This is a genomic window from Micromonospora sp. NPDC018662, assembly GCF_044391475.1.
In the GTDB taxonomy this organism is placed as follows: domain Bacteria; phylum Actinomycetota; class Actinomycetes; order Mycobacteriales; family Micromonosporaceae; genus Micromonospora.
In genome coordinates this window covers 79224-94585 of record NZ_JBISAC010000004.1, presented here as the reverse complement: position 1 = coordinate 94585, position 15362 = coordinate 79224, and the positions used below count along the sequence as shown (strand labels likewise).

At 71.1% G+C, this 15362-nt stretch carries 18 protein-coding genes; 9 read left to right on the top strand and 9 right to left on the bottom strand.

From position 1 onward, the window contains the following. Positions 1–154: 154 nt before the first annotated feature. On the bottom strand, positions 155–1294 hold the full coding sequence (locus ACH495_RS14115) for a hypothetical protein (protein WP_396858129.1): 1140 nt from the start codon (positions 1292–1294) through the stop codon (positions 155–157). 351 nt (positions 1295–1645) lie between these two features. On the opposite strand from ACH495_RS14115, the gene ACH495_RS14110 reads away from it, so the two are divergent. Further along, positions 1646–2086 (top strand): hypothetical protein, encoded by a 441-nt coding sequence (locus ACH495_RS14110; RefSeq protein ID WP_396858128.1) that lies wholly within the window; start codon positions 1646–1648, stop codon positions 2084–2086. Positions 2087–2237: 151 nt separating this feature from the next. Here the strand turns inward: ACH495_RS14110 and ACH495_RS14105 are convergent, their stop codons facing one another. Further along, on the bottom strand, positions 2238–2465 hold the full coding sequence (locus ACH495_RS14105) for a ferredoxin (RefSeq protein ID WP_396858127.1): 228 nt from the start codon (positions 2463–2465) through the stop codon (positions 2238–2240). After that, on the bottom strand, positions 2462–3691 hold the full coding sequence (locus ACH495_RS14100) for a cytochrome P450 (protein ID WP_396858126.1): 1230 nt from the start codon (positions 3689–3691) through the stop codon (positions 2462–2464). Before ACH495_RS14100 ends, ACH495_RS14105 begins: the two co-directional genes overlap by 4 nt. Positions 3692–3886: 195 nt before the next feature. Between ACH495_RS14100 and ACH495_RS14095 the strand changes: the two genes are divergently transcribed. Beyond that, positions 3887–4819 (top strand): AEC family transporter, encoded by a 933-nt coding sequence (locus ACH495_RS14095; RefSeq protein WP_396858125.1) that lies wholly within the window; start codon positions 3887–3889, stop codon positions 4817–4819. Positions 4820–4837: 18 nt separating this feature from the next. Here the strand turns inward: ACH495_RS14095 and ACH495_RS14090 are convergent, their stop codons facing one another. Both ACH495_RS14090 and ACH495_RS14085 read right to left on the bottom strand, forming a co-directional pair. Further along, on the bottom strand, positions 4838–5488 hold the full coding sequence (locus ACH495_RS14090) for a Type 1 glutamine amidotransferase-like domain-containing protein (RefSeq protein ID WP_396858124.1): 651 nt from the start codon (positions 5486–5488) through the stop codon (positions 4838–4840). A 92-nt stretch (positions 5489–5580) separates the two neighbouring features. Next, positions 5581–5934, bottom strand: coding sequence for a hypothetical protein (locus ACH495_RS14085; RefSeq protein ID WP_396858123.1), 354 nt, complete (start codon positions 5932–5934; stop codon positions 5581–5583). On the opposite strand from ACH495_RS14085, the gene ACH495_RS14080 reads away from it, so the two are divergent. Further along, a complete protein-coding gene (locus ACH495_RS14080) occupies positions 5924–6100 on the top strand; it encodes a hypothetical protein (protein WP_396858122.1) in 177 nt (58 codons plus the stop codon). The two genes, ACH495_RS14085 and ACH495_RS14080, sit on opposite strands and share 11 nt — an antisense overlap. A gap of 74 nt (positions 6101–6174) precedes the next feature. Here ACH495_RS14080 and ACH495_RS14075 read toward each other — a convergent pair whose 3' ends face one another. From ACH495_RS14075 to ACH495_RS14065, 3 genes are all read right to left on the bottom strand, one after another. Beyond that, positions 6175–6720 (bottom strand): GNAT family N-acetyltransferase, encoded by a 546-nt coding sequence (locus ACH495_RS14075; RefSeq protein WP_396858121.1) that lies wholly within the window; start codon positions 6718–6720, stop codon positions 6175–6177. 330 nt (positions 6721–7050) lie between these two features. After that, complete coding sequence (locus ACH495_RS14070; protein ID WP_396858120.1) at positions 7051–7728, bottom strand: hypothetical protein; 678 nt, start codon at positions 7726–7728, stop codon at positions 7051–7053. A 227-nt stretch (positions 7729–7955) separates the two neighbouring features. After that, on the bottom strand, positions 7956–8432 hold the full coding sequence (locus ACH495_RS14065) for a DUF6326 family protein (protein ID WP_396858119.1): 477 nt from the start codon (positions 8430–8432) through the stop codon (positions 7956–7958). 187 nt (positions 8433–8619) lie between these two features. Between ACH495_RS14065 and ACH495_RS14060 the strand changes: the two genes are divergently transcribed. Further along, positions 8620–9753 (top strand): sensor histidine kinase, encoded by a 1134-nt coding sequence (locus ACH495_RS14060; RefSeq protein WP_396858118.1) that lies wholly within the window; start codon positions 8620–8622, stop codon positions 9751–9753. Beyond that, a complete protein-coding gene (locus ACH495_RS14055; protein ID WP_396858117.1) occupies positions 9750–10406 on the top strand; it encodes a response regulator in 657 nt (218 codons plus the stop codon). Before ACH495_RS14060 ends, ACH495_RS14055 begins: the two co-directional genes overlap by 4 nt. A 68-nt stretch (positions 10407–10474) precedes the next feature. Here the strand turns inward: ACH495_RS14055 and ACH495_RS14050 are convergent, their stop codons facing one another. After that, positions 10475–11437 (bottom strand): helix-turn-helix transcriptional regulator, encoded by a 963-nt coding sequence (locus tag ACH495_RS14050; RefSeq protein WP_396858116.1) that lies wholly within the window; start codon positions 11435–11437, stop codon positions 10475–10477. A gap of 57 nt (positions 11438–11494) precedes the next feature. Between ACH495_RS14050 and ACH495_RS14045 the strand changes: the two genes are divergently transcribed. From ACH495_RS14045 to ACH495_RS14030, 4 genes are all read left to right on the top strand, one after another. Next, complete coding sequence (locus ACH495_RS14045) at positions 11495–12238, top strand: alpha/beta fold hydrolase (RefSeq protein ID WP_396858115.1); 744 nt, start codon at positions 11495–11497, stop codon at positions 12236–12238. A gap of 524 nt (positions 12239–12762) precedes the next feature. Continuing rightward, on the top strand, positions 12763–13806 hold the full coding sequence (locus tag ACH495_RS14040) for a LacI family DNA-binding transcriptional regulator (protein ID WP_396858114.1): 1044 nt from the start codon (positions 12763–12765) through the stop codon (positions 13804–13806). Beyond that, complete coding sequence (locus tag ACH495_RS14035) at positions 13793–14554, top strand: ABC transporter ATP-binding protein (RefSeq protein ID WP_396858113.1); 762 nt, start codon at positions 13793–13795, stop codon at positions 14552–14554. Before ACH495_RS14040 ends, ACH495_RS14035 begins: the two co-directional genes overlap by 14 nt. Then, positions 14551–15354 (top strand): ABC transporter permease, encoded by an 804-nt coding sequence (locus ACH495_RS14030; RefSeq protein WP_396858112.1) that lies wholly within the window; start codon positions 14551–14553, stop codon positions 15352–15354. The genes ACH495_RS14035 and ACH495_RS14030 overlap by 4 nt, the downstream gene beginning before the upstream one ends. Positions 15355–15362: the final 8 nt, after the last annotated feature.

The window sequence follows — 15362 nt, the reverse complement described above, 5'->3', positions numbered from 1 at the left end:
CTGGGGGGCCCCGGGGCCGGGGGGGGGGTTTTGGGGCCCCCCCCCCCGGGGGGGCCGGGCGGGCCCGCCCCGGCCCGGGGTACTGCAACCGGGGGGGGGGGGTTGGCCCCCCCCCCCCCCCGACACTGGACGACCCGCACTGGCCGAAAGCGGATCAGGCTGCGGGCCGCTCGTCCTCGGGGGTCACCAGGATCATCCGGCGACGCCGGGCAGCGAGGAACAACAGACCTCCGGCCGCCAGCGCCGCGACGCCGATTCCGCCGATCAGCCCGGCCTGCGGCCCCGTGACCGGCAAACCGCCGTCACCGCCGCCGACGCCGCCATCGCCGCCCCCGCCATCGCCATCGCCATCGCCGCCGCCGCTCTTCGCGGCCAACAGCACGGCGAAGCCGTCCTGGTTGTCGCTGTGGTCCACGTCGGCCGCCCGTACCGCGACGGCGTTCGCGGGCAGCTCGGTCCGCGCCGGCTTGGCACGGTCGGTGGTCGACCGCTCGGCGAGGCCCTCCACCTGCACGGTGCCCTCCCGCAACGTCGCCGGCGTGGTGGCGGATGCCGCAGTCGTCACCAGGTTGTACAGCTCGACCGCCGAGTAGGTCGCGTCGTCCGGATCGGTGTCCTCGGCGGCCGGAACGAGGGTGAGGTCCGGGTAGGTGCAGACCGCCGACCGCCCGCCGTCGCCGAGCACGCACTGGGTCGGCTGCCTGGTGAAGGTCACGCCCTTGGGCAGGCGCAGCGTGATCCGCACCCCGCTGACCGCCTTCCGGCCCTGGTTGGCGACGGCGTGCCACACCGCACCCAGCTCACCCGGGTGCAACGCCCCGGTGGGCTCGGGCGTGCCGTCAGCGCCGATCCGCACGGACTGCTTCACGTCGCGGGCGACCACCGAGAGGTCGGCGCTGGGCTGGTCGACCAGCACCAGCGGGAACCATCTGGTGTTGTCGGCCGGATTCGCGTCCTTGTCCGGCCCGATGGTGACCGACGCTTCGAACCTGCCCTCGTAGGGCTCCGCGGCTCCGTAGACAGTTGCGTCGATGGGAACGTCGACGGTCTCGCCCGGCCCCGGAATCAGCTCCGGCAACAGCTGGCAGTAGAACCCCCCGAAGTCGCCGTCGCACTCGCCCACGCCCCCTGAGTGCCAGATCAGGGCGACCGGCAGGGGGTCAGGGCCTTCCGCCGGCTGGCGAACCCTGACGACGACCTCGCGCGGGGTCTCATCCCCCCGGTTGCTGATCTTCAGATAGAGGGTCTTCTTCTCGACCCCCAGCGGGATCCTGGTCCCGGACGCGTCGACCACGAGGTCCGGACCCCGCTTCGCCGCCTCGGCGGGAACGGCGGGGACAGCCACCCCGGCGAGGAGGACCAGCGCGGCGGCGACAGTTCGCGACAGCCGCCGACGACCAAAGCTCATGGCAGAACCCTTCCGGACGCGCGGGCAGTGTGGCTGAGAACACTATCGGCAATCGCCCTCTATCAGTGCCCCCGCCGTCGGAACCGGGCAATAGGGGATCGGCGCTTCCACCGCTCGGCCCACCCCGAGTGTGGCGGCGAGTCTCGCGATCATGGCGAAGCCGACCCGCCGGCATGGGTGACGGTAGCTCCGTTCTTCCCTTGACCCTCGACCCGGTACAGGGCGCACCCTTCGGGGGTGACATCCGGAGAAGGCCACCCGCGAGAAGATCCTCCGACAATCGACCTGGAGCGGCTGCGGCCGATCCTGCGAGCGAGCTGGGGGGCGGACACCTGTGACCCGCACGACCTCGAGGACTGGCGTCCCGACAACCCGGCCCGTGGTCAGTGCGGCGTCACCGCGCTGATCATCCAGGACCTCCTCGGCGGAGAACTCGTCCTCGGCGAGGTCCTCGTCGGGGACGTCAAGGTCGGTTACCACTACTGGAACCGGCTGCCCGACGGCGACGAGGTCGACCTCACCGCCGACCAGTTCCACTCGTACGAAACCGTCGTCGGCGCCCGGGTGCAGCAACGTCCGCCGGGTCCGCCCGGGAGATGCCGGCAGCAGTACGAGTCCCTGCGGCAGCGCGTACTCTCCGCCCTGGCGGACAGTGCGGCTGGCTGCGGGCCTGGCTGATCGTCATCGGCCTGCCCGAGCTGCGCGAGACCGCGATCGAGTCCGGTCGCCTCTCGCGGCGCACGTCAGCCCGGCCGACCACCACCCCACCACACACGGGTGACACCGCGGCTGCCCCTCTCGAACGCAGCCTGCCGGGCTCGGCTCCGGGTCACTCCTGCGGCGCGATCAACCGGCCGTCGGTGGCGTCGCGGACCGTGATCGCCTCCACCGGGCACGAGTCGGCGGCGTCGAGAACGACCTCGGCCGGGGCGACGACGTCGGCCAGCGGCGCGGACCGGCCGTCGACCAGGTGGAAGTGCTCGGGCGCGGTGCCGGCGCAGATGCTCGTGCCGATGCAGCGGCGCGAGTCGACCCCGACCCGCCAGGCGGTGCTCACCAGGCCACCGGCATGCTGAGCAGACCTCGCACCAACATGCCCCGCTTCCACTCCAGGTCGGATTCCGGTACGGCAAGCCGCAATCCGGGCAGGCGGGTCACGAGGGTGGCGACGGCGACCTGCAACTCCATGCGGGCCAGCTGTGCGCCGACGCAGTGGTGTACGCCGTGCCCGAAGCCCAGGTGCGGCTTCTGCTCGCGGTCGAGATCCAGCCGGTCCGGGTCGGCGAAGACGGTACCGTCCCGATTCGCCGACGACAGTGAGCCGAGGACCGGTTCGCCGGCCCGCACCAGCACCCCGCCGACCTCGACGTCCTCCTTGGCGTACCGGGCGAAGGAGGAGCCGACGCCGAGCGGCACGTACCGCAGCAGTTCCTCGACCGCGGCCGGCACCAGCGACGGGTCGGCCCGTAGCCGGGCGAGCTGGTCCGGGTTGTGCAGCAGGACGTAGACGAAGTTGGGGATCTGGGTGACAGTGGTCTCGTGGCCGGCCGCGAGCAGCCCTCCGGCCAGCTCCACCAGCTCGGTCTCGCTGAGCCGATCCTGATTCTCGTCGCGGGCCCGCACCAGCGCGCCGAGCAGGTCGTCGATCCCCGGCTCGCGGCGACGCTCGGCGACCAGATCAGCCATGTAGCCCCAGAGGCTGTTCAGATATTCCTGGATCGTCTCCAGGGGCAGGGAGGTGGTCGAGACGATGGCCTCGGACCACGTGTGGAAGCGGTCGCGGTCGGCGTACGGGACGCCGAGCAACTCGCAGATCACCTGGATCGGCAGCGGCGTGGCGACGTGCTCCACCAGGTCGGCCGGCGGACCGGACCGGACCATGTCGTCGACCAGCGCGTCGGCGATCTCCTGGGTTCGGGGTCGCAGCGCCTCCACCCGACGTGCCGTGAACGCCTTGGCCACCAACCGACGCAGCCGAGTGTGGTCGGGCGGGTCCATGGTCAGCATGCCGCTGTACTGCTGGCGCGGGGTGAGCCTGGGCTCGTCGCGCGCAACGGCCAGGGCACGGCCGAACCGCACGTCGCCGAGGACCATCCGGACGTCCTCGTACCGGGTGGCGAGCCACGCCTCCTCGCCGTAGGGGAGCTTCACCCGGGTCATCGGCTCGTTCTCGCGCAGCTCGCCGTAGGTCGGATCGACGATGAGGCGGTCGGGCACACTGAACGGGTACGGCCGCGCGGGCGGAACGGTTCGGCTCTCGGTGGTCTGCGCGCTCTCCGTCATCCGGATCCCCTTCGTCGAAACGGCGTGATCCTCGACCCGGCACCACGTGCGCGGCGGTGCCGGATTGCCGGCGTCCAGGGCACACAGACAGCATCCATTGACGCCCAGTAGTCTTTCGGTACCAGATCGTAGCGAGGGACGCCGATGATCGCCATGGAGCTGGTCCGGGTCCCGACCCGCCGTACGGTCGGCCGCATGAGCTTGGTGTCGGCGTTCGTACCGATCTGGATCCTCACCGCGGTCGGCTACGCGGCCTGTCGCCGGGGCCTGCTGGGCGACGCGGTGGCGTCGGTGTTCGGCCGGTTCGTGTTCCATCTGGCGATGCCGGCCGCCCTGTTCCTCACCCTGTCCCGCATGCCGCTGTCCGGGTTCGCCGGCCGCTCGCTGCTCGCCTTCGGGGTGAGCACGGCCACGGTCGTCGGGTTCGGCTGGGTCGGCGCGAGCCGGCTGTTCGGTCGCGAGCCCGGCGAGCGGCCGATCTGGGGCATGGCCGCCGGGTACGTGAACTCGGCGAACCTCGGCATCCCGATCGCCACGCAGGTGCTGGGCAACGTGTCGTTCCTGGCGGAGGTGGTGCTGATTCAGGTGCTGGTGGTGACGCCGGTGATCCTGGTCGCCCTGGACCGGCACGGCGACCCGTCCGGGCGGGTACGGGTCGGCCGTATCGCCTCCCTGCCGGTACGCAACCCGGTGATCCTGGCGTCGCTGCTCGGTGTCGCGTGCTCGGCCGCCGGCCTGCGCCTGCCGTCGGCGGCCGCCGCGTCGCTCACCCTACTGTCGGGCGCCGCGGTTCCGGCCGCCCTGGTCGCGCTCGGCGCGTCGCTGCACCGCGCAGCGCCGCCGCCGACCGAGCCGGCAGAGCCGGCCAAGCTGGCCGAGTTGGCTGTGATCACCGCCCTGAAGCTCGTCGCACAGCCGCTCATCGCGTACGCGGCCGGGCTGGCCCTGCACCTGTCCGCGCCGCAGTTGCTCGCCGTGGTGGTGTGCGCGGGCCTGCCGACGGCGCAGAACACGTTCATCTTCGCCCAGGAGTACGGCGTCGGCGAGGCGGTCGCCAACCGGGCGGTGGTGGTGACCACGACGCTGTCGCTGGCCACCCTGGCCGCGGCGGCGACGCTGCTCGGGTAGGTCCGTCAGCCGACTCGTCTAGGGGAACCGCTTCCAGTGCCCCTCGGAGACGACGGCGACGCTGCCGTCGGTCACCCTGATGGCCGTCTGGTCGTCGATCGCGTACGCCGGACCCCCGATCTCGGCCGCCCATCTCTCGGCACCAGCCATGGTGTTGTCCGGCTCGAGACCGAGGTGCGGGAAGATCGAGAAGTCGACGAGCCCCAGTGTGCGGTCGTCCGGCGCGGACTGCCACGCGACGAACTCCGCACCGATCCGTGGGGTCAGCACCATGCTCCCCGCACTCAACCCCACCCAGACGGTGTCCCGCAGCGAAGGGAGGAGGTCCGCCAGCCCGGACTGCCGCATCCAGTGGCTCAGGTACGTCGCATCACCGCCGGACACGAGCAGGACGTCAGCCTCCCGGACCCAGGGGACCCACCGCTCCGCACCGATGCTGGGCAGCGCTGCCAGCTCGAGGACGCCCACCGACTTCCAGCCCAGGCCGCACATGGGTAACGGCGTCCGACCGCTGATGAAGCGCCAGGCCGAGGCGGGCCCACCCATGGGGTAGCACGCCGTCGGGATGCAGAGCGCGTTGGAGTCGGCGATCGGCTTGCCCAGCAGCTCGACCAGCGCATCGCGGATGCTCGGGTTCTGGACACCTGCGGATGTGAGTAGAAGCTTCACGCGTGCCTCCGGTACGTAGCGGTCATGACGCTCTCCGGGGAAGTCGGGGAGAGCGGGTGCACGGGAATGCAGACCGGGCACCTGAGCGGAACTCATCGCCGTGGCGACCCCCCGAGCGCCCTCGCCGATCGCCGGTTCATGTCGGCGAGCAGCCCGAGGTCCGGGGCGAGCGCGCCGTCCTGGCCCAGCGAGCGGAAGTCCGCCTCGACCGCCGCCCGATCCAGCGCCCCCGCCCGTACCGCGTGGTAGCGCACGACGGACCAGCGGAAGACGTCGAGACTGTCGAAGCGCGTGTCGCCCTCGACGACCTCCTCCTCGTGGAACCAGAGGCCGACCTGCCCGTCGGCGAGCACCACGTAGAGGTTCCCGTCACCGTCGGCACCGATCGCGTAGACGTCGTCGTCGGCGAGTTCGGTCTGGTAGCCGGCGTCCCGGGTGGCACCCAACCCCCTGGTCCCCACGTACGGCGAAGCGATCACCGCCGCCCTGACCGACGACGAACGCGAGCGTCTCGACACGTACATGACCGCCCTGGCCGCGGCCGGCACGCCGACGCGGCGCACGATGGCCACGGCGTTCCTTCGCGCCCGGCGTCCGCACCACAACCGCTGAGAACGTACGCGCCACCGGCCGGCGGTGACGGCTGACCAGAGCGGTGTCGGCGTTCCGCAGCCCGATGCCTCGTCCTACAGGTCCATCGCGTAGACCCGGACCCGGCGGCCGGTGTCCGGCTGCACCGTCTCGCGTTCCAGCGACATGCCCAGCTTGACCATCACCCGCGCGGACGCCTCATTGCCCACCACATGGATGCTGACCAGCCGCCGCAGGCCAAGCGCGGCACGGGTGTGGGCGACCACGGCCCGGGCGGCTTCCGTGGCCAGGCCCCGACCCCAGTGTGCCCGGCCGAGCCGCCAGCCGATCTCCACCGCCGGCATGATCTCGGGCAGGAAGGTCGGCACCGCCAAGCCGGTGAACCCGACCAGCTCACCGGTCTCCCTGAGTTCCACCGCGTAGAGGCCGAAGCCGTACTCATCCCAGTGCCGTCGATAGATGGCCAGGCGCGCCGCCGTCGCAGCCCGATCCAGCGTGCGGCCGTCATGGATGTAGCGCATCACCTCAGGCTGCGCGTTGACCGCGGCGAACCTGTCCAGATCCTCGTCCCGCCAGCGACGCAACAACAGCCGCGCAGTCTCCAGGGAGGCGGCGCCGCCGGAGCTCGTCAGGTCGGGCACACTCCATTCGTAGCACCTCGGCGAGCTCAGCCCACCCCGAGCGTGGCCGCGAGCTTCGCGATCATGGTCGAGGCGCGGGGGCCGCGGGCCACTTCGACGAGGAGGTCCCGGGCGACAGGCCGGTGCGGTGGCCATCGCCCGGTCGGCGGCCGGCCACGCCAGCTCGGCGTCTCCGAGCTTGGCCAGCAGAGCGGCGGTGATCCGGTAAGCCTCACCAGCGACACCTGGCCCGCCTCGGCGGCTTGAGCGTGGGTGCGCCGCGGGTAGCGGGCGTGCAGGCTGCAGGCACTCCAGCGTACGGCCCAGCGTCTGAGCCGGGCCGGCTGCTGATCACCGAATCAGTGACGGACGAGCGAGGGTGGATCGTTGGCTGACGTCGAAGTGGTTGATGAAGCGACGGACGAAGGCCCAGGACTGCTCGGCGACGAATGGCGGCTGCGTTCGAGCCTGCCCGGCGAAGCGGTCAAGCGCCGTCAACGCCTCGTCGGTCTGTCCTTCGAGCGCCCACGCTATCGCCAGGTGCGCTTCGTCGTTCTGTTGCCGTGAGGTCTCGCCCGAGGCCGACCGGATCACGTCCTGCATGGTGCGGAACGAGGCCAGGAAGGGCATCGCATGCCGACGGATGTCGTCTCGTACCTGCGCCACCGCCTCATCGAGAGTGGCCCTGTCTCGTCCGAGCCAACGCCCGTATGGCGGCGGTGGGTCCTCGCGTGTCGGCAGGAGATCCGGAAGGGTGCGTCCGACCATGCACACGCCGGCTTCCGCCTCCTCGGCGAGGCCGAGGAATCTGCTGAACAGCCGGGCCTCGGTCTGGTGCTCGACGCCTACCGACGGAAGCATGGACAGGCCGGCCCGCCTCTCGGTCAGACTCACCTGCAGCTGATACCGCAGCTCGCCATGGGCCTCTCGGGTGAACGTCGGCGCCTCGTCGTCAGAGGTCACCGACCAGCCATCGGCATGGAGGCCGGCGGTCACCTGTGCCCAGGCCTGCGGCATGAGGGTTGACATGAGTTCTCCCGGCGGTGACGGGCCGCTGACCACCAACGACAACTGACGATGGAATCAGCAGAGCCACCCTCTCGCAAGGGTGGCTCTGCTGCCAGGTGCCTCTTCAGCGGACCATCTGCCGGGATCGCCGCGGCCGCTCCCTCACCTCGCCGGGGACCGGCCTCGCTCGTGGTCGCTGTTGCCGGAGCCGCTGTCACCGACCCCGCACACCGGGCCTGCCGCCAGCGTCACACCCGGGCCTGGGCGAGGTCGCGGCCGGTGGTGGCGCGACTTCTCCGGGGCCAGGTCCACGCGGCGCGCAGGATGAAGGCCAGGAGCAGCACCTCGAGCCCGATGGAGAGGCCGTAGAAGTAGGTGTAGGACCAGGGCTCGCCGTCCGCGTTGTAGACCGAGACGGGGATGTAGAGCGTCGCCACGACGAGGTTGGTGGCCCGGTTGGCACGGGCGGGGAGCGTCGCGGAGAGCAGGATCATGAGGATCGGGATGGCCATGAGCGTGAGCGCAAGGGCGACGAAGGTGGGGCCGGTGTCGAACTCGTGGACGACGCCGCCCCGGATTTCGTCGATGAAGCCGGGCTTGTACAGGGCGAGGTAGTCGACGTAGATGTAGAGGAACATGAAGCTGGCCCAGGCCGCGGCGAGCTTCGCCTGGACCGGGATGTGCGGCTCCTGGAGCGCAGCGGCTGATGTGGTGGATCTGGTCATCACGTCTCCTGTGTGCTGGCGTCAGCCAGGTCGGCTCACTCGATGTCTCAACCATGACCAGCATTGACGGCCGCCACATCCGCTTGCGGGCTCGCGTTGTCCTGGCCGCCGGCACGGGACATTCGCCGTACTTTCGACTGATCCGACCGAGCGGCGGCCCCCTTACGGTTGTCCGGGAGGGGGAAGCATGCTTGCTGCGATCTGGGCTGAGCCTCGCCCCGCACGCCCGCCGGTGCGGGTCTGGCGGGACTGGGCGCTGTCCTCGGCTCTCGTCGCTATCTCGCTCGTCGAGGTACTGCTACGCGACGACAGGGCATGGGCGCCGCTGCTGGTCGGGGTCAGCGTCGTGGTCGCGGCGTGCCTGCTGTGGCGACGCACGCGACCGCTGGCCGCGGTCGCCGTTGCCTTCGGAGCCGTTCTCGCGTTCGACATCGCGAGGATCGCGGTCATTGATGCCACCGGTCCGCTGGGCATCGCCGGGCTGCTTGTGCTGCCGTACGCCCTGCTGCGCTGGGGGGCAGGTCGCGAGGCTGCTCTCGGGCTCGGCATCATCCTCATCTGGCTACCCGTCACCCTCATCGCGGAACCGACCTCACCCGCGGAGAAGGTCGCCGGTTACGGCTTCTTCCTGTTCTCGGCCGCGCTCGGCGCGGCAGTGCGCTACCGCACCAGAAGCCGCGACCGCGACATCGAGCAGGTGCGGCTTCACCAGCGCAACGAACTCGCCCGCGAGCTGCACGACACGGTCGGCCACCGCGTCTCGGCCATCGCCGTCCAGGCACAGGCAGGTCGCGCGCTGTCCGCCGCAGATCCGGAGCGCGCGCTGGCCACCCTGGTCACGATCGAGGAAGAGGCGTCCCGGACGCTCAAGGAGATGCGAGCCCTCGTGGGGGTGCTGCGCGACGGAACGGACGCCGATCTCGCCCCGCGGCGGGGGGTGATGGACGTCGAACGACTCGCTCGTACCGGCGGCGAGGTGCTGGGCGTCCGCGTGCGGGTCTCCGGTGACGTCGAGGCCGTTGAGCCAGCAGTCGGCACCGCCCTCTACCTGATCGCCGCCGAGGCGGTCACCAACGCGACCCGCCACGCCTCCGGCGCCACCGGAGTCACCGTCGACCTCACCGCATCCCGCAGCCAGGTGCACCTGCGAGTGCGCGATGACGGCGAGGCGAGCACGACCAGCTCCCCGCACGCCGGCTACGGGCTGCGCGGCATGGCCGAGCGGGCGAGCCTGCTCGGCGGCACCCTCCGGGCGGGACCTGACCCGGACGGCGGCTGGAGCGTCGACGCCTCGCTGCCTCGGACGGCGCGGGCGTCATGACCATCCGCGTGCTGGTCGCTGACGACCAGGACATCGTCAGGGCAGGGCTCTGCATGATCTTGGACGCCCAGCCGGGCATCGCCGTCGTCGGCGAGGCCGCCGACGGCCGCCGGGCGATCGCCATGGCCCGTTCGCTGCGTCCCGATGTGTGCCTGCTGGACATCCGCATGCCCGAGGTCGACGGGATCGAAGCCACCCGCCGGCTCGCCGGCGCCGACGTCGCCGACCCGCTGCCCGTCGTCGTCATCACCACCTTCGACCTCGACGAGTACGTCTACGGCGCGCTGAAGGCAGGCGCCCGAGGCTTCCTCCTCAAGGACGCCGGCGCCGAGATGCTCACCCAGGCCGTCCATGCCGCCGCCCGCGGCGACGCCCTGATCGCACCGAACATCACCGCGAGGCTCCTGTCCTCCTTCGCGAACAGCCGCCCGCGCTCGGTGCCACCCGAGCCTGTCGAGCCGCTGACCGCTCGCGAGGAACAGGTCCTGTTGGCTGCCGCTCGCGGGCGGACCAACAGCGAGATCGGCGATGAGCTGGCCATCAGCCTCAGCACCGTCAAGACCCACATCGCCGCCCTGATGCGCAAACTCAACGCCCGCAACCGCGTCGAGATCGTCATGTGGGCCTACGAGACACGCCGCGTCGGCACCTGATCGGCGCCGCATACGGAGCCGGTGCGACAGAAGGTTCCCAGGGCGTTTCGGGGGGGCCCGGCTGCTGCTCACCCGCCGGCGTTGGCGTCGGTGAGCAGTCGGGCGGCCAGGGCGCGTATCTCGTCCTTGAGGTTGTCCGGCCGGTCGATCGTGAATGGCCAGCCGAGCCCGGCGAGCATCTGTGCCGCCCCGTCGAGCCGTTCGGCTCGGGTGGTGAGGCGCACTCCGTCGGGCACCTCGGTGAGCGTGCCGACCGAGGGCGGGATACGTCGCCGCGCCTGCCCCATGCTGGTGTGAAGCACCACGGAAATGTCGTGCGCGTAAGGCACGGCTGCCAGACCGGCAAGTACCTGCGTGGTGGGATCGAAGCCGGCCGGGATGTCGAACCCGCCCTGGGCGGGGCGGGCTGCCCCGATGCGGTCGAGCCGGAACGTCCGTACGGCCTGGCGGTTGTGGTCGTGCCCGGTGACGTACCACCGGCCAGCGTGGAAGACCAGCCCGTACGGGTCGAGCTGCCGCTCGCCGGACCGGCCGCGCCAGGTGGTGTAGGTGATGCTCACCGGTTGCTGATGTCGGGCCGCTTCGGCGAGCACCAGCAGCACCTCGATGCCGGGCGGGGCGGACTTGCGGGCCGGAGCGGTGAAGTCCACGGTGTCCAGCAGCGAATCGATCCGCCGGGCGAGGACGGCCGGCAGTACCCGGCGGATCTTCGCGGTCGCGCTCTCGGCGGCCGCGCCTTCGGCGGTGACCAGCCCCGCCCGGGTAGCGGCGACGAGCCCGAGCATGACGGCGACCGCCTCCTCGTCGGTGAGCATGAGTGGCGGCAGCTTGTACCCGGGCGCGAGCCGGTACCCGCCGTAGCGACCGCGCCGGGCCTCGACCGGGATGCCGAGGTCGGCGAGGTGCGCGGCGTAGCGGCGGACCGTGCGCTCGTCGACGCCCAGCCGCCCGGCCAGGTCGGCGACAGTGAAGTCGCCACCGGCCTGCAGGATCTCCAGCAACGCCAGCACTCGCGCGGTGGGCCGGGCCAATAGTCTGACTCCTAATCCGGGCGGAATCTGTCCAGTATTGATCGTAGCGTGTCAGGCATGACGACATTCGTACTGGTTCCCGGGTTCTGGCTCGGCGCGTGGGCCTGGCGCCCAGTCACCGCCGCGCTGCGTGAGCACGGCCACGAGGTGTACCCGCTGAGTCTGACCGGCCTGGGCGAGCGCGCCCACCTGGCCCGACCGGACACCGACCTCGGCGTCCACGTCACCGACGTGGTCAACCTGCTGCGCTACGAGGACCTACACGACGTGGTCCTCGTCGGGCACAGCTACGCCGGCGCGGTCGTGACCACCGCCGCCGCCGACCGCATGACCGACCGCATAGCGCAACTGGTGTTCGTCGACACCGGCCCGCTCCCCGACGGAGCCGCGAACGACGACTTCAACCCACCCCAGGAGCGTGAACGCAACGCGGCGGCGGTCGCCGAACACGGCGACGGCTGGCGACTGCCGCCCCCGCCGTGGGCCCAACTAGCGGCGACCGCAGCAGACGTGGACGAGTCGGTCGTCGCGCTGCTCGGTGAGCGGTCGACGGCCCAACCGTGGGCGACCGCCACCACCCCGGTACGGCTCACCGGGGCGTGGGAGAAGCTGCCCCGCCTCGGCGTGCTGTCGAGCTTCACCGTCGAGCAGGTACGCCAGATGGCCGCCACCATGCCGCTCTGCCAGCACATGGCCGGCACCTCGTGGCGGTACGAGGAACTGCCGACGTGGCACTGGCCGATGCTCAGCCGACCGGTCGAGCTGGCCCAGATCCTGCACCAAGCCAGGCCGACGGCATGACCTGCGGCGCCTCTTCTCGTTGGATCGGCCGCTGATCCAGCCTCGGGTTCTCCCGCCGATCCGGTGGGGGACCCGAGGTCTCTGGGAGCCAGTCCACGACCGCGACGCTGGAGGCCGTGCTTCCCACGGACGACGGCCTCTTCCTCCGGCGGGACCTCGCCGTGGACACCGCGGAACATCAGCGACCCGCCGTCGAGGCATCGCGCATCCCCGGCAGCCGGCGCCGCCCTCGCCAGGCGGACCGTCTCGCGGACTCCGCCGTGGTGCAACTGGAGGAGCCCCCACCCTTCGCCGGTGTATCGAAAGGTGGCATCGGAGATCCCCGGCAGGACATCGCGACTCACCCCACTCGCGGCTCCCACAATGCGAGACGACGGGCTGCGCAGCGAGAACCCCGACACCCGGATCCATCGACCGCAACCGAACCCGCCGGACATCCCTGGAACTACCTCTTGACGTGCTGTTATACCGACCCCTACAGTGGCGCAAACCGGTTTGACAAACCGGTTTGCGTAGGAGGTGGAATGTCGGTCTCGATCAGTGACGTGGCCGCTCGGGCCGGAGTCAGCCGAGCGACCGTGTCCCACGTTCTGAGCGGCAACCGGCCGGTCAGTCAACGGGTCCAGGATCTCGTCCGGGAAGCCATGCGCGACCTCGGTTACGTGCCGAGCCGCACCGCGCAGAACCTGGCCCGGGGCACCACCCGCGCCATCGGGCTGCTGGTGCCAGACATCGGCAACAGCTTCTTCGCCGAGCTGGCCAAGGGAGTCGAGCAGACCGCGATCGAGCGGGGCTTCAACGTGCTGCTCGGCAATACCGGCTGGACCTCCGAGCGCGAGCTGTTCTACCTGGAGACCTTGAAGTCGCAGGCCGTCGACGGGGTGGTCTACGCGGCCGGCGCCCCGGCCCCGACCCCGCACCTCGCCGAGCTACTCGCCGGCATCCCGATGGTGGCGGTGGACGAGGAGCTGGGCGAGCTGGCCGCCGCCACCGTCGTGTCGGACAACCGGGCCGGCGGCGTGCTCACCGCCCACCACCTGGCCGGGCTCGGGCACCGCCGGGCGGCGGTGATCGGGGCCAGCCCGGATCTGGTCAGCAGCATCCAGCGGGTCGACGGCTTCGTCGCCACCTGGATCGAGCTGGTGGGGCGGGCGCCGACCGTGGTCAAGGGCTCCTTCGAGGAGGAGTCCGGCTACCAGGCCGCCGTCGAGCTGACCACCCTGATCCGCGCCGGCGAGGTCACCGCCATCTTCGCCCTCAACGACCTGGTGGCGCTGGGCGCGTTGCGGGCGCTGCGGGAGGTCGGTCTGACCGTGCCGGTCGACTGTTCGGTGGTCGGCTTCGACGACATCTGGGCCGCCCGGCACGTCACCCCCGGCCTGACCACCGTCCGGCAGGACGCGGTCGGCATGGGATCACTCGCCACGACCGTCCTCCTCCGGGTGCTCGGGCACCCCGGGTCGGACGCCGAGCCCGGCCGGCACGTGCTGCCGGTCAGCCTGACCGAGCGGGGCACCACCGCCCCGCCGCCGGCCACGACAGGAGGTGACGACCGTGACGGTCATTGAGATCGAGGACGTCAGCAAGGAGTTCCGGGCCCGTCGGGGCGACGTGCTGGCGCTGTCCCGTACGACGTTGCAGATCGAGAAGCACCAGGTCGTCTGTGTGGTTGGGCCGAGCGGATGCGGCAAGACGACGCTGCTGAACCTGATCGCCGGTTTCCTGCGCCCGAGCGCCGGCCGGCTGCTGGTGGACGGTCGACCCGTCACCGGGCCGGACAGCTCCCGGGCGGTGGTCTTCCAGTCCGACGCGGTCTTCCCGTGGCTGACGGTACGCCGCAACGTCGAGTACGGGCTGCGGCTGCGCGGGGTGGACCGGGCGACCCGACGCGAGCGGGTAGACCGCTACCTGGAGCTGGTCGGGCTGGCCGACTTCGCCGAGGCGTACCCCAAGGAGCTCTCCGGCGGCATGCGCAAGCGGGTCGACATCGCCCGCGCGTATGCCTCCGGCCCAGAGGTCCTGCTGCTGGACGAGCCGTTCGGGGCGCTGGACATCTTCACCCGCGAGGCGATGTGGCTGGCGCTGCACGCGGTCAACGTCGCCGAGCCGAAGACCATCGTCTTCGTCACGCACGACATCGAGGAGGCGCTCTTCGTGGGCGAACGCGTGATCGTGATGACGCCCCGACCGGCCCGGGTCCACCAGGACATCACCGTGCCGTTCGACCGCCGCGCCGACCTGGACCTGCGGGGCAGTTCGGCCTTCCAGGACCTGCGAATCCAGATCTCCCGGAGCCTGCGGGAGGTGTCGGCGTGACCACGACCGAGGCACGACTGCCCCGTCCCCGCTCCGGCGACCGGTCCGCTCTGGTCGGGATCGGGCTCGGCGCTGGGGTGATCGTGGCGCTGCTGCTGCTCTGGTGGGCGTTGACCGACCTCACCGGCACGGTGAAGCCGCTCTACTTCCCCGCCCCGAGCGAGGTGCTCGCCGCCGTACAACAGATCTGGCGCAGCATGCTCCCGGACGCCGCCGCCACCCTGTTGCGGGTCCTCTTCTCCTGGCTGCTCGGCTCGACCATCGGGGTCTTGGTCGGGCTGCTGATGGTCCGCTCCCGGGTGCTGCTCTTCACCCTGACCCCGTTGATCGAGGCGCTGCGGCCGGTGCCGCCGGTGGCCCTGATTCCGTTCGTCATCCTGTGGTTCGGCATCGGTGACAGCGGCAAGCTCTTCCTCGGCTCCCTGGCCTGCTTCATGGTCATGGTGGTCAACACGATCGTGTCGGCGAACAACGTCAGCCCGGTCTACGGTCGCGCGGCCCGCTCGCTCGGTGCCCGCGAGGGGCAGGTCTACCGGACCGTGATCCTGCCCGCCATCGTCCCCGAACTCGTCTCCGGGCTGCGGATCGGCAGCGCGCTCGCCTTCGCGGTGGTCGTCGCCGCCGAGTTCCTCGGCGCCGAACAGGGCATCGGCCGCCTGATCATGCAGGCCAGCCGGACGTTGAACACCCCCGTGGTGCTGATCGGCACCATCGTCATCGCCGTCGAGGCGGTCCTGGTCGACCGGCTCATCAAGATCGTCAGCGCCCGCATCACCCGTTGGTCCGAAAGCTCTTCCTGAACGTCGGT